The 24,890-nt window shown below is 68.8% G+C and carries 19 protein-coding genes; 7 read left to right on the top strand and 12 right to left on the bottom strand.

The genetic code is table 11. From position 1 onward, the window contains the following. Positions 1-95: 95 nt before the first annotated feature. From AC1RGU_RS25600 to AC1RGU_RS25580, 5 genes are all read right to left on the bottom strand, one after another. Positions 96-1,388 carry a glutamate-5-semialdehyde dehydrogenase gene (locus AC1RGU_RS25600; protein WP_307636103.1) on the bottom strand — a complete coding sequence of 431 codons (1,293 nt, stop codon included), beginning with the start codon at positions 1,386-1,388 and terminating at the stop codon, positions 96-98. Between the two features lie 64 nt (positions 1,389-1,452). Further along, complete coding sequence (holA, locus tag AC1RGU_RS25595; protein ID WP_062477727.1) at positions 1,453-2,523, bottom strand: DNA polymerase III subunit delta; 1,071 nt, start codon at positions 2,521-2,523, stop codon at positions 1,453-1,455. Between the two features lie 23 nt (positions 2,524-2,546). After that, complete coding sequence (locus AC1RGU_RS25590) at positions 2,547-3,068, bottom strand: LPS-assembly lipoprotein LptE (RefSeq protein ID WP_062477729.1); 522 nt, start codon at positions 3,066-3,068, stop codon at positions 2,547-2,549. Between the two features lie 35 nt (positions 3,069-3,103). Beyond that, positions 3,104-5,734 (bottom strand): leucine--tRNA ligase, encoded by a 2,631-nt coding sequence (leuS, locus tag AC1RGU_RS25585; RefSeq protein WP_492698970.1) that lies wholly within the window; start codon positions 5,732-5,734, stop codon positions 3,104-3,106. Between the two features lie 87 nt (positions 5,735-5,821). After that, positions 5,822-7,297 carry an FAD-dependent oxidoreductase gene (locus tag AC1RGU_RS25580; protein ID WP_492698968.1) on the bottom strand — a complete coding sequence of 492 codons (1,476 nt, stop codon included), beginning with the start codon at positions 7,295-7,297 and terminating at the stop codon, positions 5,822-5,824. Positions 7,298-7,427: 130 nt separating this feature from the next. On the opposite strand from AC1RGU_RS25580, the gene AC1RGU_RS25575 reads away from it, so the two are divergent. The 6 genes from AC1RGU_RS25575 (at position 7,428) to AC1RGU_RS25550 (ending at position 19,497) form a co-directional block, all read left to right on the top strand. Beyond that, positions 7,428-9,086, top strand: coding sequence for an alpha-amylase family glycosyl hydrolase (locus AC1RGU_RS25575; protein ID WP_492698966.1), 1,659 nt, complete (start codon positions 7,428-7,430; stop codon positions 9,084-9,086). Positions 9,087-9,091: 5 nt separating this feature from the next. Next, a complete protein-coding gene (glgB, locus tag AC1RGU_RS25570) occupies positions 9,092-11,272 on the top strand; it encodes a 1,4-alpha-glucan branching protein GlgB (protein WP_492698964.1) in 2,181 nt (726 codons plus the stop codon). A 706-nt stretch (positions 11,273-11,978) separates the two neighbouring features. After that, on the top strand, positions 11,979-14,057 hold the full coding sequence (gene glgX, locus AC1RGU_RS25565; protein WP_492698962.1) for a glycogen debranching protein GlgX: 2,079 nt from the start codon (positions 11,979-11,981) through the stop codon (positions 14,055-14,057). Between the two features lie 91 nt (positions 14,058-14,148). Further along, a complete protein-coding gene (gene glgC, locus AC1RGU_RS25560) occupies positions 14,149-15,486 on the top strand; it encodes a glucose-1-phosphate adenylyltransferase (protein ID WP_492698960.1) in 1,338 nt (445 codons plus the stop codon). 14 nt (positions 15,487-15,500) lie between these two features. Continuing rightward, the gene (gene glgA / locus AC1RGU_RS25555) at positions 15,501-16,970 is read left to right on the top strand and encodes a glycogen synthase GlgA (protein WP_492698958.1); all 1,470 of its coding nucleotides are present in this window, start codon (positions 15,501-15,503) and stop codon (positions 16,968-16,970) included. Positions 16,971-17,013: 43 nt separating this feature from the next. Beyond that, positions 17,014-19,497, top strand: coding sequence for a glycogen/starch/alpha-glucan phosphorylase (locus AC1RGU_RS25550; protein ID WP_492698956.1), 2,484 nt, complete (start codon positions 17,014-17,016; stop codon positions 19,495-19,497). Positions 19,498-19,521: 24 nt separating this feature from the next. On the opposite strand, the gene AC1RGU_RS25545 is transcribed toward AC1RGU_RS25550, so the two are convergent. The 4 genes from AC1RGU_RS25545 to AC1RGU_RS25530 form a co-directional block, all read right to left on the bottom strand. Next, positions 19,522-19,992, bottom strand: coding sequence for an ExbD/TolR family protein (locus tag AC1RGU_RS25545; RefSeq protein ID WP_099794719.1), 471 nt, complete (start codon positions 19,990-19,992; stop codon positions 19,522-19,524). Positions 19,993-20,007: 15 nt separating this feature from the next. Next, on the bottom strand, positions 20,008-20,703 hold the full coding sequence (locus tag AC1RGU_RS25540) for a MotA/TolQ/ExbB proton channel family protein (protein WP_095743304.1): 696 nt from the start codon (positions 20,701-20,703) through the stop codon (positions 20,008-20,010). A 27-nt stretch (positions 20,704-20,730) separates the two neighbouring features. Then, complete coding sequence (gene dapB / locus AC1RGU_RS25535) at positions 20,731-21,531, bottom strand: 4-hydroxy-tetrahydrodipicolinate reductase (protein ID WP_095747406.1); 801 nt, start codon at positions 21,529-21,531, stop codon at positions 20,731-20,733. Between the two features lie 175 nt (positions 21,532-21,706). Beyond that, the gene (locus AC1RGU_RS25530) at positions 21,707-22,267 is read right to left on the bottom strand and encodes an outer membrane protein assembly factor BamE (RefSeq protein WP_062481043.1); all 561 of its coding nucleotides are present in this window, start codon (positions 22,265-22,267) and stop codon (positions 21,707-21,709) included. A gap of 85 nt (positions 22,268-22,352) precedes the next feature. On the opposite strand from AC1RGU_RS25530, the gene fur reads away from it, so the two are divergent. Next, positions 22,353-22,772 carry a ferric iron uptake transcriptional regulator gene (gene fur, locus AC1RGU_RS25525; RefSeq protein ID WP_062481042.1) on the top strand — a complete coding sequence of 140 codons (420 nt, stop codon included), beginning with the start codon at positions 22,353-22,355 and terminating at the stop codon, positions 22,770-22,772. A 59-nt stretch (positions 22,773-22,831) separates the two neighbouring features. Here the strand turns inward: fur and hprK are convergent, their stop codons facing one another. From hprK to hpf, 3 genes are all read right to left on the bottom strand, one after another. Further along, on the bottom strand, positions 22,832-23,791 hold the full coding sequence (gene hprK, locus AC1RGU_RS25520; protein WP_062481041.1) for an HPr(Ser) kinase/phosphatase: 960 nt from the start codon (positions 23,789-23,791) through the stop codon (positions 22,832-22,834). Positions 23,792-23,892: 101 nt separating this feature from the next. Continuing rightward, complete coding sequence (locus AC1RGU_RS25515; protein WP_042581318.1) at positions 23,893-24,360, bottom strand: PTS sugar transporter subunit IIA; 468 nt, start codon at positions 24,358-24,360, stop codon at positions 23,893-23,895. A 191-nt stretch (positions 24,361-24,551) separates the two neighbouring features. After that, positions 24,552-24,881 (bottom strand): ribosome hibernation-promoting factor, HPF/YfiA family, encoded by a 330-nt coding sequence (hpf, locus tag AC1RGU_RS25510; RefSeq protein WP_013538898.1) that lies wholly within the window; start codon positions 24,879-24,881, stop codon positions 24,552-24,554. Positions 24,882-24,890 lie beyond the last annotated feature (9 nt).

Here is a 24,890-nt window from a genome sequence, read left to right as displayed (position 1 = left end):
CAAAGCACCCCAATCCACAACACACGTTGCAAGAACACCGCGGCACGGGCCTCGCCGCGCCGCCGGCCCGATGGCCCCGGCCCTTCGGACCCCGATTAACCGCGGACTTCGCCCTGCCCCAGCACCACGTACTTGAGCGAGGTCAGGCCTTCGATGCCGACCGGGCCGCGCGCGTGGAACTTGTCGGTGCTGATGCCGATTTCGGCGCCCAGCCCGTACTCGAAACCGTCCGCGAAGCGTGTGCTCGCATTCACCATCACGCTGGCCGAATCGACCTCGCGCAGGAAGCGCTGGGCGTTGATGTGGTCGCGCGTGACGATGGCGTCGGTGTGGTGGCTCGAGTAGCGGTTGATGTGCGCAATGGCCTCGTCCAGCCCCGCCACCACCTTGATGCTGATGACGGCGGCCAGGTACTCCTCGGACCAGTCGGACTCGACCGCATCGATCACCTTGGCCTGCGGATGGTGCGCCTCGCTGGCGCGCAGGATCGCGGCGGCCGCCGGGTCGCAGCGCATCTCGACGCCCTTGGCGGCGAAGATGGCGGCGATCTCGGGCAGGAAGTGGTCGGCCACCGAGGCCGCCACCAGCAGGCCTTCGGCGGCGTTGCAGGGGCTGTACTTCTGGGTCTTGGCGTTGTCGACGATGCGCAGCGCCATGTCGAACTCGGCCGTGTCGTCCACGTAGACGTGGCAGTTGCCGTCCAGGTGCTTGATGACGGGCACCTTGGCGTCGCGGCTGATGCGCTCGATCAGGCCCTTGCCGCCGCGCGGAATGATCACGTCGACGAACTCGGGCATGGCGATGAGCTGGCCCACGGCCTCGCGGTCGGTGGTCTGCACCAGCTGCACCGCATCGACCGGCAGGCCGGCTTCGGCCAGCGCCTCGGACACCAGGAGCGCCAGCGCCTTGTTCGAGTCGATGGCTTCCGAGCCGCCGCGCAGGATGGCGGCGTTGCCCGACTTGATCGCCAGGCTCGCGGCCTCGATGGTCACGTTGGGGCGGCTCTCGTAGATCATGCCGAAGACGCCGATCGGCACGCGCATCTGGCCCACGCGGATGCCGCTGGGCTGCTGCTTCATGCCGATGATTTCGCCGATCACGTCGGCCATGCCGGCCAGCTGCTCGCAGCCCTCGGCCACGGTCTCCAGGACCTTGGGCGTGAGCTTGAGCCGGTCGACCATCGGGGCCGACAGGCCGGCGGCCGTGGCGCGCTCCAGGTCCTTTTGGTTGGCGACGGCCAGCGCGGGGCCGGCTTCGCGCAGGCGCCGGGCCAGCGCTTTCAGTGCTCTGTTTTTGGTAGCTGCATCCGCACGGGCCATGAGGAATGCAGCGGCTTTGGCTTGCAGACCGAGGGTCTGCATGTGCTCGCTGACGTTGAACGCGTTCATAGCGGACATTTTCCCACGCGGACCTTCGGCCCGGCTGACGCGGGCCTTTTGATGGCGATCGACGTCAGGCGCGACGCGGCGCCGCGGCCGTGCTGCAGGCGCGGCACAGCATCAGCGCCAGCCGCTGCAGCGCCTGCCAGCCACTGGCGGGCCAGTCGGGCTGCTTCAGGCCCTTGCAGATGCCGTCGACCAGGTGGGCCGCGCGCAGCAGCCGGGTCAGCATGCGGTCGTCCAGGCGCGGCAGCACGCGCTCGAAGGCGCGCTCGCGCGGGCCCCAGATGCGGTTCTCGCGCAGCGCCATCGGCAGCGGACGGCCGGCGGCCATGGCGTCCTTCACGCGCTTGAGGGCGCGGATGTCCTCGGCGATGGTGTAGTGCACCAGCACCTCGGCCTCGCCCTCGGCCTGCAGGCCGTCGAGCATGCGCGCCACGCGCTGCGGGTTGCCGGCCAGCACGGCCTCGGAGAGCTTGAACACGTCGTAGCGCGCCACGTTGTTGACGGCGCCCTCGACCTGCTCCCAGCTCAGCTCGCCCGCCGGATGCAGCAGCGCGAGCTTCTGGATTTCCTGGTGCGCGGCGAGCAGGTTGCCTTCGACGCGGTCGGCAAAGAACTGCAGCGTGCGCTGGCCTTCGTCGCCGGGCATCACGCGCTGGTTCTGCAGCCCCAGGCGCTGGGCGATCCATTGCGGCAGCGCGGCGCGCTCGATCGGGTCGACCTGGATGCTCACGCCGTTGTTCTCCAGCGCCGAGAACCACGCGCCGGTGCGCGTGGCCTTGTCCAGGCGCGGCAGCATCACCAGCGTGAGCGTGCTGTCGTTGCCGGGCGCCCCCTCGGCCAGCTGCTGCAGGGCGACGCTGCCGTCCTTGCCGGGCTTGCCCGAGGGAATGCGGATCTCGACGATCTGCTTGTCGGCGAACAGCGAGAGCGAGCCCCCGGCCGCGAGCACCGCGCTCCAGTCGAAGTGCGCGCCGGCCACGGTGTACGAGCTGCGCTCGGTGTGGCCCTGGGCGCGCGCGGCGGCGCGGATGGCGTCGGCCGCCTCCTGCGCGAGCAGCGGCTCGTCGCCGTGGATCGTGTATAGCGGCTTCAGGCCCTTTTGCAGGTGGGCGCCGAGCTGGGCACTGGCAAGTTGCATTGAAAAAAGAACGGAAGCGACGCTTACAGGGACTGCACCGCCGCCAGCCGGCGCATCAGCTGCTGCGCGATGTCGGCCTGCATGTCGCGGAACAGCAGGTCGGCCTCGCCTTCCTTGGCCAGCGCGTTGGTTTCGTTGAAGCTCAGGTCGCGCGTCTGCGAAACCTCCGACGCGGGCAGCAATTCCTTGCCGCCCGGCGTGCGCAGGCTGAAGCGCACGCGCAGGCGCAGCTGCAATTCGCGCAGCAGGCCGGCGGAGTTGGTCGAGATCACGAAGCGGTCGCGGTCCTCGCCCAGCACCACGAGCACCGCGTCGGCGGTGCTGGCCTCTTCCTTGGGCACCAGCGTCACGTTGCCGGCCGCGCGCAGCTCGCGCCGCAACTGGTTGATGAGCGCCGTATTGCCTTCGAGCGACAGCGTCTTGAACGCGAAGTTCGGCGCCTTGCGCAGCGCGAAGCCGCAGCCGGACAGGGCCAGCGAAGCGCCTGCCACGCCGAGGCCCAGGAGAAAGCCGCGGCGCGGCTGCGAGGCATTGCGAATGTTCATGCGTCTGTCGTTTCCGTCGTTCTGCAGTGTCGGGTTCAGATGACCACGTTGACCAGGCGCCCGGGCACCACGATCACGCGCTTGGCCGGCGCGCCTTCGGCGAAGTTGACGAAGTCGTCGCAGGCGAGCGCCAGCCGCTCGATCTCGTCCTTCGAGGCGCCGGCGGGCACCAGCAGCTTGCCGCGCAGCTTGCCGTTGACCTGCAGCATGAGCTCGACCTCGTCCTGCGCCAGCGCGGCCACGTCGACCACGGGCCAAGGGGCGTCGAGCAGGTCGCCCGATGCCTTGTCGTAGCCGAGCTGCTGCCACAGCTGGTGCGCGATGTGCGGCGTGGCCGGGTAGAGGCAGCGCAGCAGGATGCCGAAGCCCTCGCGCGCGGCGGCCGCGTCGCCCGCGCTGCCGTCGGGCTTGAAGCCCTCGAGCGCGTTGAGCAGCTTCATCGCGCCCGACACCACCGTGTTGTATTGCATGCGCTGGTAGTCGTAGTCGATCTGGCGCAGCACGGTGTGCACCTCGCGGCGCAGCGCCTGGGCGGGCTTGCCGAAGCTCTGGCCGGCGAGCGCCACCGGCGCCACGTCGGCCTGGGCCACGCCGTAGTTCCACACGCGGCGCAGGAAGCGGTAGCTGCCTTCGACGGCCGCGTCGTTCCACTCGAGCGTGGCTTCGGGCGGCGCGGTGAACATGGTGTACAGGCGCGCGGTGTCGGCGCCGTACTTCTCGATCAGGTCCTGCGGGTCGACGCCGTTGCGTTCGGTCTTGCCCATCTTGCCCACGCCGCCGTATTCCAGCTTCGTGCCATCGGCCAGCGTGCCGCCGGTGATGCGGCCTTGTGCGTCGAGCACCGGCGTGACGTCCGCGGGCGGGAAGTAGTTCTTGCCGCCCTTCTCGCCACGGTTGTAGAAGATGTGGTTGAGCACCATGCCCTGCGTGAGCAGCTTGGCGAAGGGCTCGTCGGCCTTCACCAGGCCCAGGTCGCGCATGACCTTGGTCCAGAAGCGCGCATACAGCAAGTGCAGGATCGCGTGCTCGATGCCGCCGATGTACTGGTCCATCGGCATCCAGTAGTCGGCGCCCTCGGCGACCATGGCCTTGTCGTTGGTCGGGTCGCAGTAGCGCATGAAGTACCACGACGAATCCACGAAGGTGTCCATCGTGTCGGTCTCGCGCCGCGCGGCCTTGCCGCACACCGGGCAGGTCACGCCGGCATGGAAGCCCTCGTGCTTGGCCAGCGGGTTGCCCGAGCCGTCGGGCACGCAGTCGGTGGGCAGCACCACGGGCAGGTCCTTTTCGGGGACCGGCACCGCGCCGTGTTCTTCGCAATGGATGATCGGGATCGGCGTGCCCCAGTAGCGCTGGCGGCTCACGCCCCAGTCGCGCAGGCGCCAGGTGGTCTGCAGCTCGCCCAGGTCCTTCTGGCCCAGCGCATGCGCCACGGCGGCCACGGCCTCCTTGTAGGTCATGCCGCTGAAGTTGTCGGAGTTGATGGTCACGCCGCGCTGCTTGTCGCCGTACCAGTCCTGCCACTTGTGATAGTCGAAGTGCGGCTCGTCGTCGACCAGCACCACCTGGATGATCTCGATGCCGTACTTGTTGGCGAAGGCGAAGTCGCGCTCGTCGTGCGCGGGCACGCCCATCACGGCGCCGTCGCCGTAGCCGATGAGCACGTAGTTGCCCACCCACACCGGCACCTGCTCCTCGGTGATCGGGTGCTTCACGGTCAGGCCCGTGGGCACGCCCTTCTTCTCCTGCGTGGCCAGCTCGGCTTCGGTCGTGCCGCCGCCCTTGCACTCTTCGATGAAGGCCGCGACCTTCGGATCGAGCGTGGCGGCGTGCGCGGCCAGCGGATGCTCGGGCGCGACGGCGCAGAAAGTGACGCCCATGATGGTGTCGGCACGCGTGGTGAACACGTACATGCGACCGTCCTGGATCAGCTTGCCGCTCGCGTCCCGGATGTCATGCGTGAACGCGAAGCGCAGGCCTTCGCTCTTGCCGATCCAGTTTTCCTGCATCAGCTTGACGCGCTCGGGCCAGCCCGGCAGCTTGTGCTGGGTGTGCTCGAGCAGTTCTTCGGCGTAGTCGCTGATCTTCAGGTAGTAGCCGGGGATCTCGCGACGCTCGACGGTGGCGCCGGTGCGCCAGCCCTTGCCGTCGATCACCTGCTCGTTGGCCAGCACGGTCTGGTCGACCGGGTCCCAGTTCACGACCTGGGTCTTGCGGTAGGCGATGCCCTTTTCGAGCATCTTCAGGAACAGCCACTGGTTCCACTTGTAGTAGCTCGGATCGCAGGTGGCGATCTCGCGGCTCCAGTCGATCGCCAGGCCCATGGCCTGGAGCTGGCCCTTCATGTAGGCGATGTTCTCGTAGGTCCACTTGGCCGGCGGCACGCCGTTCTTGAGCGCCGCGTTCTCGGCCGGCAGGCCGAAGGCGTCCCAGCCCATGGGCATCAGCACGTTGTAGCCGCTCATGCGCAGGTAGCGCGTGAGCATGTCGTTGATCGTGTAGTTGCGCACGTGGCCCATGTGCAGCTTGCCGCTCGGGTACGGCAGCATCGAGCAGGCGTAGTACTTCTTGCGGCTCGCGTCCTCGGTGACACGGTAGACATCGGCGGCGCGCCATTGCGCCTGGGCAGCGGACTCGACGTCGCTGGGTTTGTAGCTGGGGTTCATGACATCTCGGCAGGGCCCGGCTCGACGGCGGCCGGGAAGGCGGATTATCGCGCCGTGCGTGATCGTCCCCCGGGCCCCATGCCGGAATCAGGCCCTTTCCTGCGGCGGCGGGGCGGGCGTCCACTCGTCGCCGAACAGTTCCGGCTCGCTGTAGGCCTCCAGATTCGCCCAGTGGTGGGCCGCGTCTTCCCGGTAGAACAGGCTGGCGAGCCCCGCCGCCAGGCGCCGCGCGCCGTCGCTGATGGCCGGAATGTCGCCCGACACCGTGCCGTGCGACAGCGCCGCCGGGTAGCAGAAGCAGTGGATGCGCGCGAGGCCCGGACAGGCGCCGGGCGCGTTTTCCTGGAATTCGAAGGCCGGCCCGAGGTCGGGCGAATCGGTCAGTTCGCGGTCTTCGTCGCCGGGCGCGGGCGTGAAACGGTCTTTCCAGGTCCGAATGTGCGCGGCAATGCCCGCGAATTCGGGGCGAGCGGCCCAGTCGACCTGGAAACCGGTCGACACGATCAAAAAGTCGAATTCGAAGTCGCCCTTGGGCGTGGTGACACGCAGCGCCTCGCCCTGCGGCGCCACGGCGAGGATGGGGCAGCCGAAGTTGAAGAAGGCGTTGGCGTGCCGCGACACCCGCAGCGTGCTGCCGTGCGGCGGCGGCACGTTCAGCACGTTGATGTAGTGGCGGATGCGCCACTTCAGTTCGTCGGGCAGGTCGTAGTGCCCCTGCGTGAGCCCCGGCACGCCGGCGCCCTTGCCCTTGTTGACGCGCGGCAGGTCGGGCCGGCGGATCAGCAGCTCGACGCTGTGCGCGCCCGCTTCGAGCGCGGTGGCGGCGCTGTCCATGGCCGAGGAGCCCGCGCCGACCACGCCCACGCGCAGGCCTTTCAGGCGCGCGTAGTCCATCTCGTCGGAGGAATGCGCCCACTTGGCACGCGGCAGGCCGTCCACGAACGCCGGCACGGCCGGGCCGCCGAGGCCGTCGCGGCCGGTGGCCAGCACGACGCGGCGCGCCAGCACGCGGCGCTCGCCCTCGGGGGTGCACAGGTCCAGGCGCACGACGCTGGCGTCGGGCAACGGTTGCAGGCCAGTAACAGCGGTGTCGTTGCGCACATCCACGCCCATCACGCGGCGGTACCAGACCAGGTAGTCCATCCACTGCAGGCGCGGGATCTTGTCCATCGCGGCCCAGGCCTCGGTGCCGAACTGGGCCTCGAACCAGGCGCGGAAGGTCAGCGAGGGCAACCCCAGCGCCGGGCCCGTGAGCTCCTTGGGCGAGCGCAGGGTTTCCATGCGCGCCGTGGTGGCCCAGGGGCCTTCGCGGCCGGCCGGCGCGCGGTCGAAGACCACCGCGCGGATGCCTTGTTGCGCCAGCGCGCCCGCCGCGGCCAGCCCGGCCTGGCCGCCGCCGATGATGGCCACGTCGAGCACGGGTTCGCCATCGATCTGGCGCGGCGGCACCCAGGCGCGGGCGGGCCAGCCGAGGTAGTCGAGGTCCTGAGCGAGCCGGCGCTCGAGCGCGGCAAGGCCGATGGGTGGGGCGGAGGGGGAGAAGGCGGTGTCGTCGGTGGTCATCGGTCGGGTGTCGGGGCGGCAGCGCCCCGCCCTGCTGAATTTACCCACTTCCGCGCGGCGCCCGCCTGCCACAGCGTACCGCTGGCCCGGATTTCGCATGCCACAATGAATTTCGACCACAGGGGCAGGCATGAGCGGCAGCAACGGCGAATGGTGGCGGGGCGCGGTGATCTACCAGATCTACCCGCGCAGCTTCATGGACAGCAACGGCGACGGCGTCGGCGACCTGCCCGGCATCACGTCGAAGCTCGACCACGTCGCCCGCCTGGGCGTCGACGCGGTCTGGGTCTCGCCCTTCTTCCGCTCCCCCATGAAAGACTTCGGCTACGACGTGGCCGACTACCGCGCCGTCGATCCGCTGTTCGGCACGCTGGACGACTTCGACGCGATGCGCGCACGCATGCATGCGCTGGGCCTGAAGCTCATCATCGACCAGGTGCTCTCGCACACCTCCGACCAGCACGCCTGGTTCGCCGAAAGCCGCAGCTCCCGCGACAACCCGAAGGCCGACTGGTACGTCTGGGCCGACCCCCAACCCGACGGCACGCCGCCCACCAACTGGCTCTCGGTCTTCGGCGGCTCGGCCTGGCAGTGGGACTCGCGCCGGCGGCAGTACTACCTGCACAGCTTCCTGGCCGAGCAACCCGATCTCAACTTCCATTGCGCCGCCGTGCAGGACGCGCTGCTCGGCGAGGTGCGCTTCTGGTGCGAACGCGGCGTGGACGGCTTCCGCTTCGACGCCTGCAACCACCAGTTCCACGACGCGCTGCTGCGCGACAACCCGCCGGCCACGGTCGAATCGATGGGCGAGGTCAGCACCGTGCGCGCCGACAACCCGTATGCGATGCAAGTCCACCTGTACGACAAGAGCCAGCCCGAGAACCTCGTGTTCCTCGAGCGCCTGCGCCGGCTGCTCGACGGCTACGGCGCGGTCGCGCTGGGCGAGGTCGGCGACGAGAACGCGCCGCCGGTCATGGCGCAGTACACCGAACTCGGCAAGCGCCTGCACCTGGCCTACAGCTTCAGCCTGCTCACGGCCGACCACAGCCCGAAGCACCTGCGCCACCAGGTCGAGTCGCTCGACGCCGCGCTGGCCGTGACGAACGGCTGGGGCTGCTGGGCGGTGTCGAACCACGACGTGCCGCGCGTCGCCACGCGCTGGAGCGACGGCGCCGCGCCCGACACCCGCCGCGATCGGCTCTGGCTCGCGCTGCTGCTCGCGCTGCGCGGCAGCGCCAGCCTCTACCAGGGCGAAGAGCTCGGCCTGCCCGAGGCCGACGTGCCCTTCGAACTGCTGCAAGACCCCTACGGCCGCGCCTTCTGGCCCGAGTTCAAGGGCCGCGACGGCTGCCGCACGCCGATGCCCTGGACCGCCGACGCGCCCAACGCCGGCTTCAGCACCGGCACGCCCTGGCTGCCGGTGGACGGCGCCCACCTGCCGCTGGCCGTCGCGCAGCAGGAGGCTGACCCCGGCTCGATGCTCGCCTTCAGCCGCGCGCTGCTGCACTGGCGGCGCACCCAGCCGCTGCTGCGCACGGGCGCGCTGGCGTTCGTCGATGCGCCCGCGCCGCTGCTGCACATCGTGCGCAGCGACGGGGACGCGGTGCTGCATACGATCTTCAATACGGGGAGCGAACCGGTGTCGATTCCGCTGCCCGAACCGCTGGTGCCGCTGGCCGGCCACCCGCTCGCGCCGACCGCGAACCTCACCGCCGATCCAAAGCCCCTGCTGACGTTGGCGCCTTATGGCGTGTTCTTCGGCACGACTGCCGAAGCAGGAGGACGCTGAACCCCATGCCCCCCTCTCCTTTCCTCCTCCCGGCCGACATCCAGGCGCTGATGCGCGCCGAGCACGGCGATCCGTTCGCCGTGCTCGGCCCCCACGAGACCGCCGACGGCCTCGAGGTGCGCGCGCTGATGCCCGGCGCGCGGCAGGTGGCCGTGGTGCATTCGCGCACCGGCTGGCCGCTGTCGATCCTTGCGCGGCACGAAGGCTCCGACCTGTTCAGCGGCCTCGTGCCCGCGGCCGAGGCGCGCATGGGCTACTCGTTCCAGGTCGACTGGGAGACCGGGCACGCCTCGCGGCTCGAAGACCCCTACCGCTTTCCGTTCGTGCTCGGCGAGACCGACGTCTGGCTGCTGGCCGAGGGCACGCACCTGCGGCCGTGGGAGCGGCTGGGCGCGCACCTGCGCGAGATCGACGGCGTGAAGGGCGTGGCCTTTGCCGTGTGGGCGCCGAATGCGCGGCGCGTGTCGGTGGTCGGCGACTTCAACAACTGGGACGGCCGGCGCCACATGATGCGGCTGCGCCGCGAGTGCGGCGTGTGGGAGATCTTCGCGCCGCACGTGGCGACCGGCGACAGCTACGAGTTCGAGATTCTGTCAGCGCGCGGCGAGGTGCTGCGCAAGGCCGACCCCTTCGCGTTCTCATCGCAGCTGCGCCCCGGCACCGCCTGTGTCGTGGCGCCGCTGCCCGCCCCGGTGCCGATGCCCGCCGGGCGCGCCGAGGCCAACGCACATGGGGCGCCGATCAGCGTCTACGAAGTGCACCTGGGCTCGTGGCGCCGCAAGCACCACGGCCAGGAATGGCTGGACTACCGCGAGCTGGCCGACACGCTCGTGCCCTATGTGCGCGACATGGGTTTCACGCACATCGAGCTGCTGCCCATCACCGAGCACCCCTTCGACGGCTCGTGGGGCTACCAGCCCATCGGCCTGTATGCGCCGACCTCGCGCTTCGGCACGCCCGGCGACTTCCGCCATTTCGTCGAAGCCGCACACGCCGCGGGGCTGGGCGTGATCCTCGACTGGGTGCCCGCGCACTTTCCGACCGACGCGCACGGCCTGGGCAACTTCGATGGCACCGCGCTGTACGAGTACGCCGACCCGCGCGAGGGTTTCCACAACGACTGGCAGACGCTGATCTTCAACTACGCCCGCACGGAGGTGCGCAACTACCTCGTCGGCAACGCGCTGTACTGGCTGGAACGCTACGGCGTGGACGGCCTGCGCGTGGATGCGGTGGCCTCGATGCTGTACCGCGACTACAGCCGCAAGGCCGGCGAGTGGGTGCCGAATGCGCAGGGCGGGCGCGAGAACCTGGAGGCCATCGATTTCCTGCGCCGCATGAACCGCGTGGTGGGTGTGGAGCGTCCGGGGGCTGTGACGATCGCTGAAGAGTCGACGAGCTTTCCTGGGGTGACGCGACCGCCTGAAGATGGCGGTCTGGGCTTTCACTACAAGTGGAACATGGGGTGGATGAACGACACGCTGGCGTATGCCGGGACCGATCCGGTCTACCGCAAGCATCATCACCAGCAGATCACCTTCGGGCTGATGTACGCGCACAGCGAGAACTTCGTGTTGCCGCTGTCGCATGACGAAGTGGTGCACGGCAAGGGGTCGATGATCGGGCGCATGCCCGGCGATGAATGGCAGAAGTTCGCGGGGTTGCGCAACCTGTATGGGTACCTCTGGGCTTATCCGGGGAAGAAGCTGCTGTTCATGGGGGGGGAGTTTGCGCAGTACGCGGAGTGGAATGCGGATCGCGGGCTGGACTGGCACTTGCTCGAGCATGCGGGGCATCAAGGGGTGCGGCGGTTGGTGCGCGATCTGAACAATGTGTATCGGCACTTTCCTGCTTTGCATGAGCTGGACCACGAGGGGGCTGGGTTCGAGTGGCTGGTGCATGACGATGTGGCGCAGTCGGTGTTTGCGTTTGTTCGGCGGGCTCGGGATGGGGGGGTGGTTGTGGTGGTTTGCAACTTCACGCCTGTGCCTCGGCATGGCTATCGGCTGGGGGTGCCTTGTGCTGGTGCCTATCGGGAAATCATCAATACCGATGGGGCTGTGTATGGGGGGAGCGGGGTTGGGAACGGCGTGGTCGAGAGTGCTTCTGTGCCTTGGCATGGGAAAGCGGATTCGATTGTTGTCAGCGTGCCGCCGCTTGGTACTTTGATGTGGGTGCTGGCTTGAACCGCTCCGTGCTGGCTTGTGTTCCGAGGCCGGGTCTCGGCCCGGCGGCCGACCTACTTTTCTTTGCTTCGCCAAAGAAACGTAGGCAAAAGAAAGGCGACCCTGCTGTCTGCGTCCCTCCGCTTCGCTACGGGCAACCTGCGGTGCTCGCGTTTCGCGGGGTCTCGCCCAAACTCGCTTCGCTCAAACAAGGGCGAGCCCTGATCCGCGAAACGCTGCGCTCCTCGGCGCATACAGAAGGGATTGGGATACCAGCGGGCCATCGCTTCGCTCGGCCAGTGGGCCGCAGCAGGCGCTTCGCGCCTGCTGCGGCTGGGACTGGTCGCGACGTTGGTTGGAACTTGAGCGGAGGCGCGCGCGCGAGTGCAGACGTGCCTACGTGCACGAGCACCAACACGAGCACGGGATTTGGCTGTTGGAAACTCCCGGGCCGAGCGAAGCGACGGCCCGAAGCTCCCCTCCCCTCTGGCTGCGCCGAGGAGCGCAGCGTTTCGCGGATCAGGGCTCGCAGCTGTTTGAGCGAAGCGAGTTCTGCGAGACCCCGCGAAACGCGAGCACCGCAGGTTGCCCGCAGCGAAGCGGAGGGTCGCAGACAGTGGGGTCGCCTTTTCTTTGCTTACTTTCTTTTGGCGAAGCAAAAGAAAGTGAGTCGCCCGCCGGGGCGAGTCCCGGCCTCGGAAAACAAACCCGCAGCAAGGCAAGCAACATGCTGAGCCCAGGCAACCCCCTCCCCTTAGGCGCAACCCCGTCCCAGCAAGGCATCAACTTCGCCATCGCAGCGCCCTCAGCAACCAAAGTAGAACTCTGCCTCTTCGACAGCACAGGCAAGAGCGAACAACAGCGCCTACCGCTCCCAGAGTGCACAGACGGCATCTGGCACGGCCTGCTTCCCAACGCAAGAGCCGGCCTGATCTACGGCTACCGAGTCCACGGCCCGTGGGCACCCCATGAGGGGAAACGCTTCAACCCCGCCAAGCTCCTCCTCGACCCTTACGCCCGAGAAATCCTCGGCCACTACAACAGCAGCGATCTCTTCCTGGGCCACGCCCCCACAAACCCAACCCAACGCGACACCCGAGACAACGCTCCGATAGCACTCAAAGCCCGCGTCACAGCCCCCAGCAACGCACCCAAAACAGCCGGCCAGGCCCACACCCCCCCCACAGACCGCGTCCTGTACGAACTGCACATCCGCAGCCTCACTCACCAGCACCCGGGCGTTCCCGAACCACTAAGAGGCACCTACGCAGGCCTCGCAGAACCCGCCCTCCTCGACCACCTGCAACGCCTGGGCATCACCACCCTCAGCCTCATGCCCGTGCAGCACCGCGCCGACGAACAGCGCCTGCTCGCCAAGGGCCTGACCAACCACTGGGGCTACAACACCATCGGCTGGTTCGCCCCCGAGGCGCGCTTCTGGAGCGGCCGCCCCGGCACCACGCCCGCCAGCGAGTTCCGCGCCATGGCCGATGCGGTGCACGCGCGCGGCATGGAGCTGGTGATCGACGTGGTCTACAACCACAGCGCCGAAAGCGACGAACTCGGCCCCACGCTCTCGCTGCGCGGCATCGACAACGCCCTGTACTACCACCTGCGCCCCGACGACCGCGCCCTGTACGAGAACTGGGCCGGCACGGGCAACTGCCTGAACCTCGGCGAGCCACGCGTGCTGCAGCTGGTGATGGACAGCCTGCGCTTCTGGGCCTGCGAGATGGGCGTCGACGGCTTTCGCTTCGACCTCGCGCCGGTGCTGGGCCGCGACGCGCAGCGCGGCTTCGATGCGCGCGCGCCCTTCTTCGCAGCCATCGCGCAAGACCCTGTGCTGTCGCGCACGCTGCGCATCGCCGAGCCCTGGGACCTCGGCCCCGGCGGCTACCGGCTCGGCGAGTTCCCGCCCGGCTGGCTCGAATGGAACGACCGCTTCCGCGACACGCAACGCGGCTTCTGGCTGCGCCAGGGGCGCGAGGGCGCCGCCGGCCTGGGCGACTTCGCGCACCGCTTCACCGCGTCCAGCGCGAGCTTCGCGCACGATGGCCGCGCCCCCACCGCGAGCGTCAACTTCATCACCGCGCACGACGGCTTCACGCTGCGCGACCTCGTGAGCTACGAACAGCGCCACAACCTCGCCAACGGCGAAGACAACCGCGACGGCCATGCGCACAACCTGAGCACCAACTGCGGCGTCGAAGGCCCGAGCGACGACCCCGCCGTGCGCACGATGCGTGCGCGCCTGCAACGCACGCTGCTCGCCACGCTGCTGCTGTCCCAGGGCACGCCGATGCTGCTGGCCGGCGACGAACTCGGCCACAGCCAGGGCGGCAACAACAACGCCTACTGCCAGGACAACGAGACCACCTGGCTCGGCTGGATCGGGCTGTCCGACCCGGCCAGCGAACGCGCGCGCCTGACAGCCTTCGTCGCGCGGCTCACCGCGCTGCGGCGCGAGGCGCCGGCGCTGCGCAGCGCGCGCTGGTGGCCGTCCGAACCGACGGCCGACGGCACACCGCCGGGCCTGCGCTGGCTGCGCCCCGACGGCCAGCCGATGGCGCCGACCGACTGGCACGCGGGCACGGCCCTTGCGATCCTGTTCGGGCATGCCGAGGACGCCTGGCTGGTGCTGGTGAATGCGGGGCCGAGCCCCGTCGCCTTCACGCTGCCGCAGGGCGACTGGCGCTGCTGCCTGGCCACCGATGCCGAAGACCCCGACGCCCTGCGCGCCGCGCCCGGCCTGCTGGACCGCGCGGTGGAGGTGCCGGTTTCGAGCCTCTGGCTTGCAAGAACGTAGGAGCCAAGCCCACGGCGCAGTGCCAGACTCGGTGCGGACACTCTGACGACGACGACGAATTCAACAAGCGAACGAACGAACGGAGACACAGATGGACAAGCTCAACACCCAGGGCGCACAAGCCCCGCAGCCCCCCCTGCAGGCCCATCAACTGGTCCGCCGCACCATCGCGCTGGTGCTGGCCGGCGGCCGGGGCTCCCGCCTCAAGCAGCTCACCGACCGGCGCGCCAAGCCGGCCGTGTACTTCGGCGGCAAGTTCCGCATCATCGACTTCGCGCTGTCCAACTGCCTGAACTCCGGCATCCGGCGCATGGCGGTGGTCACGCAGTACAAGTCGCACTCGCTCATGCGCCACCTGCAGCGCGGCTGGAGCTTCCTGCGCGCCGAGCTCAACGAGATGGTCGACGTGCTGCCCGCGCAGCAGCGCATGGGCGACGAGCACTGGTACCGCGGCACGGCCGACGCGGTGTTCCAGAACCTGGACATCATCCAGACCCGCTCCACGCCGCACGACTACGTGGTGGTGCTGGCCGGCGACCACATCTACAAGATGGACTACTCCATCATGCTCAAGGACCACGCCGAGCGCGGCCTGGGCTGCACGGTCGGCTGCATCGAGGTGCCGCGCCACGAGGCCACGGCCTTCGGCGTGATGGCGGTGGACGACGGCCGCCAGATCACCAGCTTCCTCGAGAAGCCCGCCGACCCGCCCGCCATGCCCGGCCACCCCGACCTGGCGCTGGCCAGCATGGGCATCTACATCTTCGACTCGGCCTACCTGTACCGGCTGCTCGAGGAAGACAACGCCAACCCCGACTCGAGCCACGACTTCGGCAAGGACATCATCCCGCGCGCCGTGGCCGAGGGCCGCGCGCTGGCGCATCCGTTCAGCATGTCCTGCGTCACGCGCGCCTCGCGCGGGCCCGACGCCAAGGCCTACTGGCGCGACGTGGGCACGATTGATGCATTCTGGGCTGCCAACCTCGACCTGGCCTCGATCACCCCGGAGCTCGACATCTATGACACGGACTGGCCCATCTGGACCTACCAGCGGCAGCTGCCGCCGGCCAAGTTCGTGCTCGACCGCGAGGGCCGCCACGGCATGACGGTCAACACCATCGTCTCGGGCGGCTGCATCGTCTCGGGCTCGAAGGTGAGCAGCTCGGTGCTGTTCTCGGGCGTGCGCATCCACTCCTTCTGCGAGATCAACGAGGCCGTGCTGCTGCCCGACGTGGAAGTGGGCCGCGGCTGCCGGCTCAACCGCGTGGTGATCGACCGCGCCTGCGTGATCCCCGACGACACGGTCATCGGCGAAGACGCCGAAGCCGATGCAGCGCGCTTCGAGCGCACGGAAACGGGCGTGGTGCTGGTCACGCGCGAAATGCTCAAGCGGCTCGCGCCGGACCCCGCGCCCGCGGCCGCCGCCTGATCGACCGCACCACCATGCGCATCCTCCAGGTCAGCGCCGAGCTGTTTCCCCTCCTGAAGACCGGCGGCCTGGCGGACATCGCCGGCGCCCTGCCCCTGGCGCTCATGGCCGCGGGGCAGGAGGCGCGCGCGCTGCTGCCGGGCTTTCCCGCCATCGTGGCCGGCGTGCGCGACCTGGTGCCGGTGGCCGAGTTCGCCGCGCCCTGGGGCGAGCGCTTCGGCCTGCGCGCCGGGCACGTCGCCATCGCCGGCGCGCCGCCGATTCCCACCTACGTGATCGACGCGCCCGCGCTCTACGACCGGCCCGGCAATCCGTACGAAGACACCACGCGCCAGCCCTACGGCGACAACCATCGGCGCTTCGCGCTGCTGGGCTGGGCGGCGGCGCAGCTCGCGCAGGGGCTCGACCCCGGCTGGCGGCCCGACATCGTGCACGCACACGACTGGCACGCGGCGCTCGCGCCCGCCTACCTGGCCTTCGCACGGCGCGCGGGCGGCCCGCGCACGGGCAGCGTGTTCACGGTGCACAACCTGGCCTACCAGGGCGTGTTCGCACCCTGGCACTTCGCCGAACTCGGCCTGCCGGCACCGGCCTTCCACATGAACGGGCTGGAGTACCACGGCCAGATCTCCTTCATGAAGGGCGGCCTCTACTTCGCCGACCAGCTCACCACCGTGAGCCCGACCTACGCACTGGAGATCCAGACGCCCGAGCAGGGCTGCGGCCTCGACGGCCTGCTGCGCCAGCGCAGCAACGTGCTCAGCGGCATCCTCAACGCGGTCGACGACCAGGTCTGGAACCCGTCCACCGACGCCGCGCTGGTGCAGGGCTACCAGACGCCCGAGGGCCGCCACATGGCCGGCAAGGCGCGCTGCAAGTCGGTGCTGCAGCGCCAGCTGGGGCTGGCCGAGCGTCCCGACGCGCCGCTGTTCATCGTGGTGAGCCGGCTCACCGAACAGAAGGGCCTGCACCTCGTGCTCGGCGGCCTCGACACGCTCTTGGCCCAGGGCGGCCAGCTCGCGCTGCTGGGCAGCGGCGAAGGCTGGCTCGAAGAGGCTTTCCGCCAGCGCGCGGCGGCGGCGCCCACCTCGGTGAGCGTCACCATCGGCTACGACGAGACGCTGGCGCACCAGCTCTTCGGCGCGGGCGACGTGACGCTCGTGCCCTCGCTGTTCGAGCCCTGCGGCCTCACGCAGATGTACGGCCTGAAGTACGGCAGCCTGCCGCTGGTGCGCCGCGTCGGCGGGCTGGCCGACACCGTCGTCGACTGCACGCTGGAAGACATGGCCAGCGGCGCCGCCACCGGCTTCGTGTTCGACCGCTTCGAGGACGCCGACTACGACCGCGCCCTGCGCCGCGCCTTCGCGCTGTACGAGCGCGCCGCCGACTGGCGCCGCGTGCGCGGCAACGCCATGCGGCGCCCGGCCGACTGGGGCACGGCGGCCGCGCAGTACATCGATGTGTACCAACGGGCGCTGGCCTGAAGCCCCTGCCCCACACCCCACCACCCACTCCGGGAACGCCCCCATGACGATCAAGGACTTCGCCTACGACCACCCCGACCGCGACGTTGCCGCCTTCAAGCGTGCGGTGGCCAACAAGCTGATCTACGCCGTCGGCAAGGACCCCGTGGCCGCCAGCCAGGATGACTGGCTGCACGCCACAGCGCTGGCCGTGCGCGACCAGCTTGTCGAGCGCTGGATGACGACCACGCGCGCCAACTACGCGCAGGACCTCAAGCGCGTGTACTACCTCTCGATGGAGTTCCTCATCGGGCGCACCTTCACCAACGCGCTGCTCGCCGTCGACCTGTACGGCACCGTGCGCGAGGCGCTGGCCGACTTCGGCGTCGACATGGCGGCGCTGGCCGAGCGCGAGCCCGATGCGGCGCTCGGCAACGGCGGCCTGGGGCGGCTCGCGGCCTGCTTTCTCGATTCGATGGCCACGCTCGGCGTGCCCGGCATGGGCTACGGCATCCGCTACGAGTACGGCATGTTCCGCCAGCGCATCGTCGACGGCCAGCAGGTCGAAACGCCCGACTACTGGCTCACGCGCGGCAACCCGTGGGAGTTCCAGCGGCCCGAGGTGAACTACCGCGTGCGCTTCGGCGGCCATGTGCAAAAGCGCGAAGGCAGGAACGCGCCCTACGGCGCGGCCGACTGGGTCGACACGCACGACGTGCTGGCCGTGGCCTACGACACCATCATTCCCGGCTACGGCACGCAGGCCACCAACACCTTGCGGCTGTGGTCGGCGCGCGCCACCGAGGAGATCGATCTGTCGGCCTTCAACCGCGGCAACTACATGGCGGCGGTGGAGAGCAAGAACCACTCCGAGAACGTCTCGCGCGTGCTCTACCCCGACGACTCCACACCCTCGGGCCGCGAGCTGCGGCTGCACCAGGAGTACTTCTTCTGCAGCGCCAGCGTGCAAGACCTGCTGCGCCGCTACCTGCGCAACCACACGAGCTTCGATCAGCTGTCGGAAAAAGTCAGCATCCACCTGAACGACACGCACCCGGTGCTGGCCGTGCCCGAGCTCATGCGCCTGCTGCTCGACGAGCACGGCCTCGCATGGGACGTGGCCTGGGGCCACACGCAGAAGGTGTTCAGCTACACCAACCACACGCTGATGCACGAGGCCCTGGAAACCTGGCCGGTCGAGATGCTCGGGCGCATCCTGCCGCGCCACCTGCAGATCCTGTACGACATCAACGCGAAGTTCCTGGCCGCCGTGACGCAGACGCACGGCCAGGACGTCGAGCTGGTGCGCCGCCTCTCGCTGATCGACGAGACCGGCGAGCGGCGCGTGCGCATGGCCTACGTGGCGGTGCTCGCGAGCCATTCGGTGAACGGCGTGTCGGGGCTGCACTCGGAGCTGATGAAGCAGTCGATCTTTGCCGACTTCGCGAAGATCTTTCCCGAGCGTTTCAACAACAAGACCAACGGCGTCACGCCGCGCCGCTGGCTCGCCCAGGCCAACCCACCGCTGGCCGCGCTGCTCGACCAGCGCATCGGCAAGGGCTGGCGGCGCGACCTGTCGCAGCTCGAAGCCCTGCGGCCGATGGTCGCGCAGCCCGCTTTCGTGCGCGCCTTTCGCCATGCGAAGCGCGAGAACAAGCTGCGGCTGGCCAACTGGGTCGGCGAACACCTGAAGCTCGACCTGGACACCGACGCGATGTTCGACGTGCAGGTCAAGCGCATCCACGAGTACAAACGGCAGCTGCTCAACGTGCTGCACGTGATCGCGCGCTATCACCGCATCCTCGATGCGCAGGCCAGCGGCACGCCGGTCGACATCGTGCCGCGCGTGGTCGTGTTCGCGGGCAAGGCGGCCTCGGCCTATGCGATGGCCAAGCAGGTGATCCGCCTCATCAACGACGTGGCGGCCACCGTGAACGCCGACGCGCGCGTGGGCAAGCTGCTGAAGGTGGTGTTCCTGCCGAACTACAGCGTGAGCCTGGCCGAGATCATCATGCCCGCGGCCGACCTGTCGGAGCAGATATCCACCGCGGGCACGGAAGCTTCAGGCACCGGCAACATGAAGTTCGCGCTCAACGGCGCGCTCACCATCGGCACGCTCGACGGCGCCAATGTCGAGATGCGCGAGAACGTCGGCCCCGAGAACATCTTCATCTTCGGCCACACCACGCCCGAGGTGGCCGACATCCGCGCCCGCGGCTACCAGCCGCGCGAGATCTACGAGGAGAACGCCGAACTCAAGCGCGTGCTCGATGCCATTCGAGACGGTGCGTTCTCGCCGGGCGAGCCGGCGCGCTACCAGGGCATCTACGACGCGCTCGTGAACTGGGGCGACCACTACCTGCTGCTGGCCGACTACGCGAGCTATGTCGCGAAGCAGGCCGAGGTCGATGCGCTGTACCGCGACGCGGAGGCGTGGACGCGCATGGCGATCCTCAACGTGGCGGGAATGGGCGCGTTTTCGTCGGACCGGACGATCGCGGAGTACGCGCATGAGATCTGGCATACGAAGCCAGTGATGCTCGGCTGAGGCGAGCGGGCCGGGCCCGCAAGCTCAGCGCGGTTTGGCGGGGGCCGCCTCGGCCTCGGTCACGAACCCGATCCGACTCAACCCGGCCTTGTTCGCGATGCCCATGAGCGCCACCACCTTGCCGTAGGGCACGGTCTGGTCGGCGCGCAACTGCACTTCGGTGTCCTTGCTGTCGGCGGCGGCCTTTTCGAGTTGGGCGGTCAGTTCCTCATCGGTCACCGGCTTGTCGTTCAGGAAGACCTTGCCCGACGCATCGACCGACAGGCTCACGAACTTGGGCGTGTCGTTGGGCTGGCCCGCGTCGGTCTGCGGCAGGTCGAGCTTGATCGAGCTGGCCATCAGCGGCGCAGTGATGATGAAGATCACCAGCAGCACCAGCATCACGTCGACCAGCGGCGTGACGTTGATGTCCGACAGCGGCCGCTGCCCGCCCGCGCCCATGGCCCGCCCGCCACCTGCGGCGCTGCTGCCAAGCGAAGTGCGTCCGAAGGCCATGGTGTGCGCTGCGCCTTAGACGGGCATCGGCCGCGCGGGCGGCGGTGCGGCGGGTGCCGGCGCTTCGCCGAAGCTGCCGAGCAGGTCGTGCGCGAAGCCTTCGAGCTCGGCCTCGACGCGGCCCACGACGCGGCCGAACACGTTGTAGGCCAGCACGGCCGGAATGGCGACGGCGAGACCGAAGGCCGTCATGACGAGCGCCTCGCCGACCGGGCCAGCCACCTTGTCGATGGTGAAGCCGCCGGTCTGGCCCGCGATGCCCGCCAGCGCGCCGTAGATGCCCCAGACGGTGCCGAGCAGGCCGACGAAGGGCGCGGTGGCACCCACGGTGGCCAGCAGGATCTGTCCGGCCTGCAGGCGCCGCAGCGCGCCGTGCAGCGCACCGCGCAGCACGCGCGTGAGGCGCTGGTTGCGATCGACCGTGGCGCCCAGCGTGCCGCCGGGGGCTTCGGTGGCGGCCTGGCGCAATGCGGCCACGGCGGGGCGCACGAGTTCGGCGCGGTCGAAGGCCTGCAGCTTCTGTTCGGCCTCGACCAGGGTGGCCGACTGCCAGAACGCCGCGATGCTGCGCAGCACGTCGCGCGTGCCGCCGCGCAGCAGCCAGGCTTTCCAGAGGATCACGACCCAGCTGGCGATCGACATCGCGAGCAGCAGCGCGGCCACCGAACGGCTGACGCCGTCACCGTGGGTCAGCAGTTCGAGCACGCTCATTCGCGTCCTTGGTTGTGGTCCGCGTGCTTAGCGCAGACCCAGCACGTCGAACATGTCGAACAGGCCGCTGCGCTGGCCGCTCAGGAAGCGCACCGCACGCAGCGCGCCCTGCGCGTAGGTCACGCGGCTGGACGACTTGTGGGAGATTTCGATGCGCTCGCCGATGCCCGCGAACAGCACGGTGTGGTCGCCCACGATGTCGCCGCCGCGGATGGTGGCGAAGCCGATGGTCGACGGGTCGCGCTCGCCCGTGATGCCTTCGCGGCCGTACACGGCGCAGTCCTTGAGGTCGCGGCCCAGCGCGTCGGCGATCACCTCGCCCATCTTGAGCGCGGTGCCCGAGGGCGCGTCGACCTTGAAGCGGTGGTGGGCCTCGACGATCTCGATGTCGTAGCCGGTGGCCATCGCGCGGGCGGCCATGTCGAGCAGCTTGAGCGTGACGTTGACACCCACGCTCATGTTGGGCGCCATCATGATGGCGATGTCTTTCGCGATCTCGGCGATCTCGGCCTTCTGCGCGTCGCTGAAGCCGGTGGTGCCGATCACGGCCTGCACGCCCAGCTCGCGGCACACGGCCAGGTGCGCCATCGTGCCTTCGGGGCGGGTGAAGTCGATCATCACCTGCGCGTCCTGCAGGCCGGTGCGCAGGTCGGCCACGATGGGCACGCCGCTGGTGAAGCCCAGGAAGGCCGCGGCATCGGCGCCGAGGGCGGCGCTGCCGGCGATGTCGAGCGCGCCGGCCAGGCGGCAGTCGGGCGCGTTGCGCACGGCCTCGATGAGCATGTGGCCCATGCGGCCCGAGGCGCCGGCGATCGCCACCCGGCGCAGCGCGGGAGCGGAGGAAGAAGAAGCGGAGGTGGGGGTGGTGGTCGGTTCAGTCACGGGGATTCGGTCGTTGAAAAGTCCCTACGGGAGCCATGGACACCGACGAAAGCCGCCCCACCGGTCCGGCGGGCACCGCCCGCAGGAGGGGTGGCCGCCGCCGGAGCCCTGCCGCGCACGCTCAGCGCGCGGCTTCGAGCGGGGGGTAGGCGGCCGGCAGCGCGGGCATGGGGGCTGCCGGGGTGCCGGTGGTATCGGCTTTCTTGTCGGCCTTGGGCGCGAATTTCTTGAGCTCTTCTTCGGTGGCCTCGAGCTGCGGCACCTTGCCGCTCTTGCGGCGGGTGTCGAGCGTGGCGACGAATTCTTCTTCGCTGGGCATTTCGTCGCCCTCGAAGCGGTCCATGAGTTCGCCGTTGAAGAACACGGTCAGGCGGCGCTCCTGCGGATCGACGCCCTGGCGGCGGATCGTGAAGACGTAGTCCCAGCGGTTGGCGTGGAAGACGTCGTTCAGCAGCGAGGTGCCGAGGATCTCGCGCACCTGCTGGCGCGACATGCCGGGCTTGAGTGCCGCGACCTGTTCCTTCGACACGAAATTGCCCTGCACCACTTCGACTTTGTAGGGGGTGACGGCAGACAGCGCGCCACGCGTGCGTTCGCTGAAACCGCTGCAGGCACCGAGGGCGAGCGTCGCCGCAATGGCAGCAACCAGCAACCAGGGCCGGCGTTGGAGGATGGCAGGCATGGGAGAAGAGGGGGTAGCGATATGATCGAACATTGTAGCGGCCGAGCCTGAAGGCCCGGCCTCAGCCCAGGGCGCAGGAACCATCATGGCCAACATCGACGAACTCAAGAACACCGGCCTCAAGGCCACCTTGCCGCGACTGAAGATCCTCGAGATCTTCCAGACCGGCAGCCAGCGGCACATGACCGCGGAAGACGTCTTCCGCGTGCTGCTCAACGAACACTCCGACATCGGCCTGGCCACGGTGTACCGCGTGCTCACGCAGTTCGAGCAGGCCGGCATCCTGGAACGCAGCCACTTCGAAAGCGGCAAGGCAGTCTACGAACTGAACGAAGGCACGCACCACGACCACCTGGTCTGCACCTCGTGCGGCAAGGTCGAGGAGTTCTACGACGCCGAGATCGAACGGCGCCAGCAGATGATCGCCAAGGACAAGGGCTGGGTCCTGCAGGACCACGCCATGTCGCTGTACGGCCTGTGCGGCGACTGCGTCAAGAAGCGCTGACGCTGAAGACCTGCTGAAGCAGAAAGCGGCCCTTCACTTTGAAGGGCTTTTTTCTTTGCTCAGTCCGGATCGCGCCCGCTTTCCATCGCCTTGTGGTGGCGGGCCACGAAGTCGGCATAGGTGTCGATGCCGCGCAGCTGCAGGATCGAATTGCGCACCGCGGCTTCCACCAGCACGGCGATGTTGCGCCCCGCCACCACCTGGATGATGACCTTGCGCACCGGGATGCCCAGCACGTCCTGCGTGAGCGGCGCCGAGGGCATGCGCTCGTAGTCGCGCTCGAAGCTGTCGCGGCGCACGAGGTGCACGATGAGCTTCAGGCGCATCTTCCGACGCACGGCCGTCTCGCCGAAGATCGCGCGGATGTCCAGGAGGCCGATGCCGCGCACCTCCAGCAGGTTCAGCAGCAGGTCGGGGCAGCGGCCCTCGATGGTGTTCTGGTTGATGCGGTACAGGTCGACCGCGTCGTCGGCCACCAGGCCGTTGCCGCGCGAGATCAGCTCCAGGCCGAGCTCGCTTTTACCGAGGCCCGACTCGCCCGTGATCATCACGCCCATGCCCAGGATGTCCATGAACACGCCGTGCATCGAGGTGCGCTCGGCGAAGTGCTTGGACAGGTAGGCGCGCAGCAGGTCGATCACGAAGGCCGACGACTCGCGCGTGGCAAACAGCGGCAACTGGGCGCGCTCGCAGATCGACAGCAGCTCGTCGGGCGCGGCCTGACCGTCGGCCAGCACCAGCATCGGCGGCTCCAGCGTGACGATGCGCCCGATGCGGCGCACGCAGTCTTCCTTGCTGCCGCGCGTGAGGTAGGCCACCTCGCGCGCACCGAGGATCTGCACGCGGTACGGGTGGATGTAGTTCAGGTAGCCGACCAGGTCGGCGGCCGACTGTGCGCGGCTGATGACGTCAGGATCGAACTGACGCTCCGAGGCGCCCAGGCCCGCGAGCCATTCCCAGCGGAGCGACCCGCGGAACTCCTCGAACATGGCATCGGCGCTGATGACGGTCGGCTTCATGCGTGCGGCGGCCGGCGCAAAACGCCGGCATTCTGGTCAGGATGGAGGGAGAGAAAAGCGTCGCCGCAGCTTATCAGCAGCGGCCGGCCCGGCGCGTGCGCTCAGGCGACCTGGGTCGACTGCCAGCCGGCGATGAGGCCGTGCAGCGCGGCGGCGTCGGTGCTGGACTTGATCTGCTCGCGCAGGCCGGCGTCGCTCAGCAGCTCGGCAATTTCGGACAGGATTTCGAGGTGCTTCTGCGTGGCCGCTTCGGGCACCAGCAGGAAGATCAGCAGCGCCACGGGCTGCTCGTCGGGGGCGTCGAAGCCGATGGGGTTCGCCAGCTGGAACACCGCGGCCATCGGCGCCTTGAGGCCCTTGATGCGGCCGTGCGGAATGGCGACGCCGTGGCCCAGACCGGTGGAGCCGAGGCGCTCGCGCGCAAACAGGCTGTCGGTGATGAGGGCACGGCCCAGACCGTGAAGGCTCTCGAACAGCAGGCCGGCTTCTTCGAAAGCACGTTTCTTGCTGGTGGCGTCAACGCTCACGAGCACTTGAGCGGGCGGCAGGATGGACGCGAGGCGATTCATGGTGGGGTCAGAGCGGGGCGATTATGCACCTCCTCGGTAAAAACCCCCAGTCCCCCTAATTACTTTCGTCTACATGTGTTGCCGTGAGGCGTCGCTTCCTCTGGAGGCCCTTGCAAAGCCCCACCAATGTGGTCAGACAAACAAAAGGCCGCCCGAAGGCGGCCTGAGATGCGGGGCGCGGGGCCCGGCGTTTACATCACGCGCTTGGGCGCCACGTGATGGTGGTCCTGCAGGCGATCCTTGTGGCGGACCACCTGGCGGTCGAGCTTGTCGACCAACTCATCAACCGCGGCGTACAGATCAGCGTGGCTCGATTCCGCGAACATGTCATTGCCCTTGACGTGAATGTTGCACTCCGCCCTTTGGCGGCGTTCCTTTTCCTTCTGCTTTTCCACCGTGAGGATCACCTTGACATCGACCACCTGGTCGAAATGTCGCGTGATCCGGTCCAGCTTGCTCGTGACGTAGGTGCGCAAGGCAGGTGTGACGTCGAGGTGATGACCGCTGATCGTCAAATTCATGAATGACCT

This window comes from Variovorax sp. GW823-FHT02B07 (genome assembly GCF_058797695.1).
This window is presented reverse-complemented; position numbering and strand designations above follow the sequence as displayed.

Excerpts from the sequence above, each read along its gene's own strand:
- glgA (WP_492698958.1), top strand. The coding sequence starts at position 15,501 with ATGCGCATCCTCCAGGTCAGCGCCGAGCTGTTTCCCCTCCTGAAGACC.
- AC1RGU_RS25600 (WP_307636103.1), bottom strand. The coding sequence starts at position 1,388 with ATGAACGCGTTCAACGTCAGCGAGCACATGCAGACCCTCGGTCTGCAA.
- AC1RGU_RS25515 (WP_042581318.1), bottom strand. The coding sequence starts at position 24,360 with ATGAATCGCCTCGCGTCCATCCTGCCGCCCGCTCAAGTGCTCGTGAGC.
- AC1RGU_RS25590 (WP_062477729.1), bottom strand. The coding sequence starts at position 3,068 with ATGAACATTCGCAATGCCTCGCAGCCGCGCCGCGGCTTTCTCCTGGGC.
- AC1RGU_RS25540 (WP_095743304.1), bottom strand. The coding sequence starts at position 20,703 with ATGAGCGTGCTCGAACTGCTGACCCACGGTGACGGCGTCAGCCGTTCG.
- hprK (WP_062481041.1), bottom strand. The coding sequence starts at position 23,791 with ATGAAGCCGACCGTCATCAGCGCCGATGCCATGTTCGAGGAGTTCCGC.
- AC1RGU_RS25580 (WP_492698968.1), bottom strand. The coding sequence starts at position 7,297 with ATGACCACCGACGACACCGCCTTCTCCCCCTCCGCCCCACCCATCGGC.
- AC1RGU_RS25545 (WP_099794719.1), bottom strand. The coding sequence starts at position 19,992 with ATGGCCTTCGGACGCACTTCGCTTGGCAGCAGCGCCGCAGGTGGCGGG.
- AC1RGU_RS25550 (WP_492698956.1), top strand. The coding sequence starts at position 17,014 with ATGACGATCAAGGACTTCGCCTACGACCACCCCGACCGCGACGTTGCC.
- fur (WP_062481042.1), top strand. The coding sequence starts at position 22,353 with ATGGCCAACATCGACGAACTCAAGAACACCGGCCTCAAGGCCACCTTG.
- glgB (WP_492698964.1), top strand. The coding sequence starts at position 9,092 with ATGCCCCCCTCTCCTTTCCTCCTCCCGGCCGACATCCAGGCGCTGATG.
- leuS (WP_492698970.1), bottom strand. The coding sequence starts at position 5,734 with ATGAACCCCAGCTACAAACCCAGCGACGTCGAGTCCGCTGCCCAGGCG.
- AC1RGU_RS25530 (WP_062481043.1), bottom strand. The coding sequence starts at position 22,267 with ATGCCTGCCATCCTCCAACGCCGGCCCTGGTTGCTGGTTGCTGCCATT.
- glgX (WP_492698962.1), top strand. The coding sequence starts at position 11,979 with ATGCTGAGCCCAGGCAACCCCCTCCCCTTAGGCGCAACCCCGTCCCAG.
- AC1RGU_RS25575 (WP_492698966.1), top strand. The coding sequence starts at position 7,428 with ATGAGCGGCAGCAACGGCGAATGGTGGCGGGGCGCGGTGATCTACCAG.
- hpf (WP_013538898.1), bottom strand. The coding sequence starts at position 24,881 with ATGAATTTGACGATCAGCGGTCATCACCTCGACGTCACACCTGCCTTG.
- glgC (WP_492698960.1), top strand. The coding sequence starts at position 14,149 with ATGGACAAGCTCAACACCCAGGGCGCACAAGCCCCGCAGCCCCCCCTG.
- holA (WP_062477727.1), bottom strand. The coding sequence starts at position 2,523 with ATGCAACTTGCCAGTGCCCAGCTCGGCGCCCACCTGCAAAAGGGCCTG.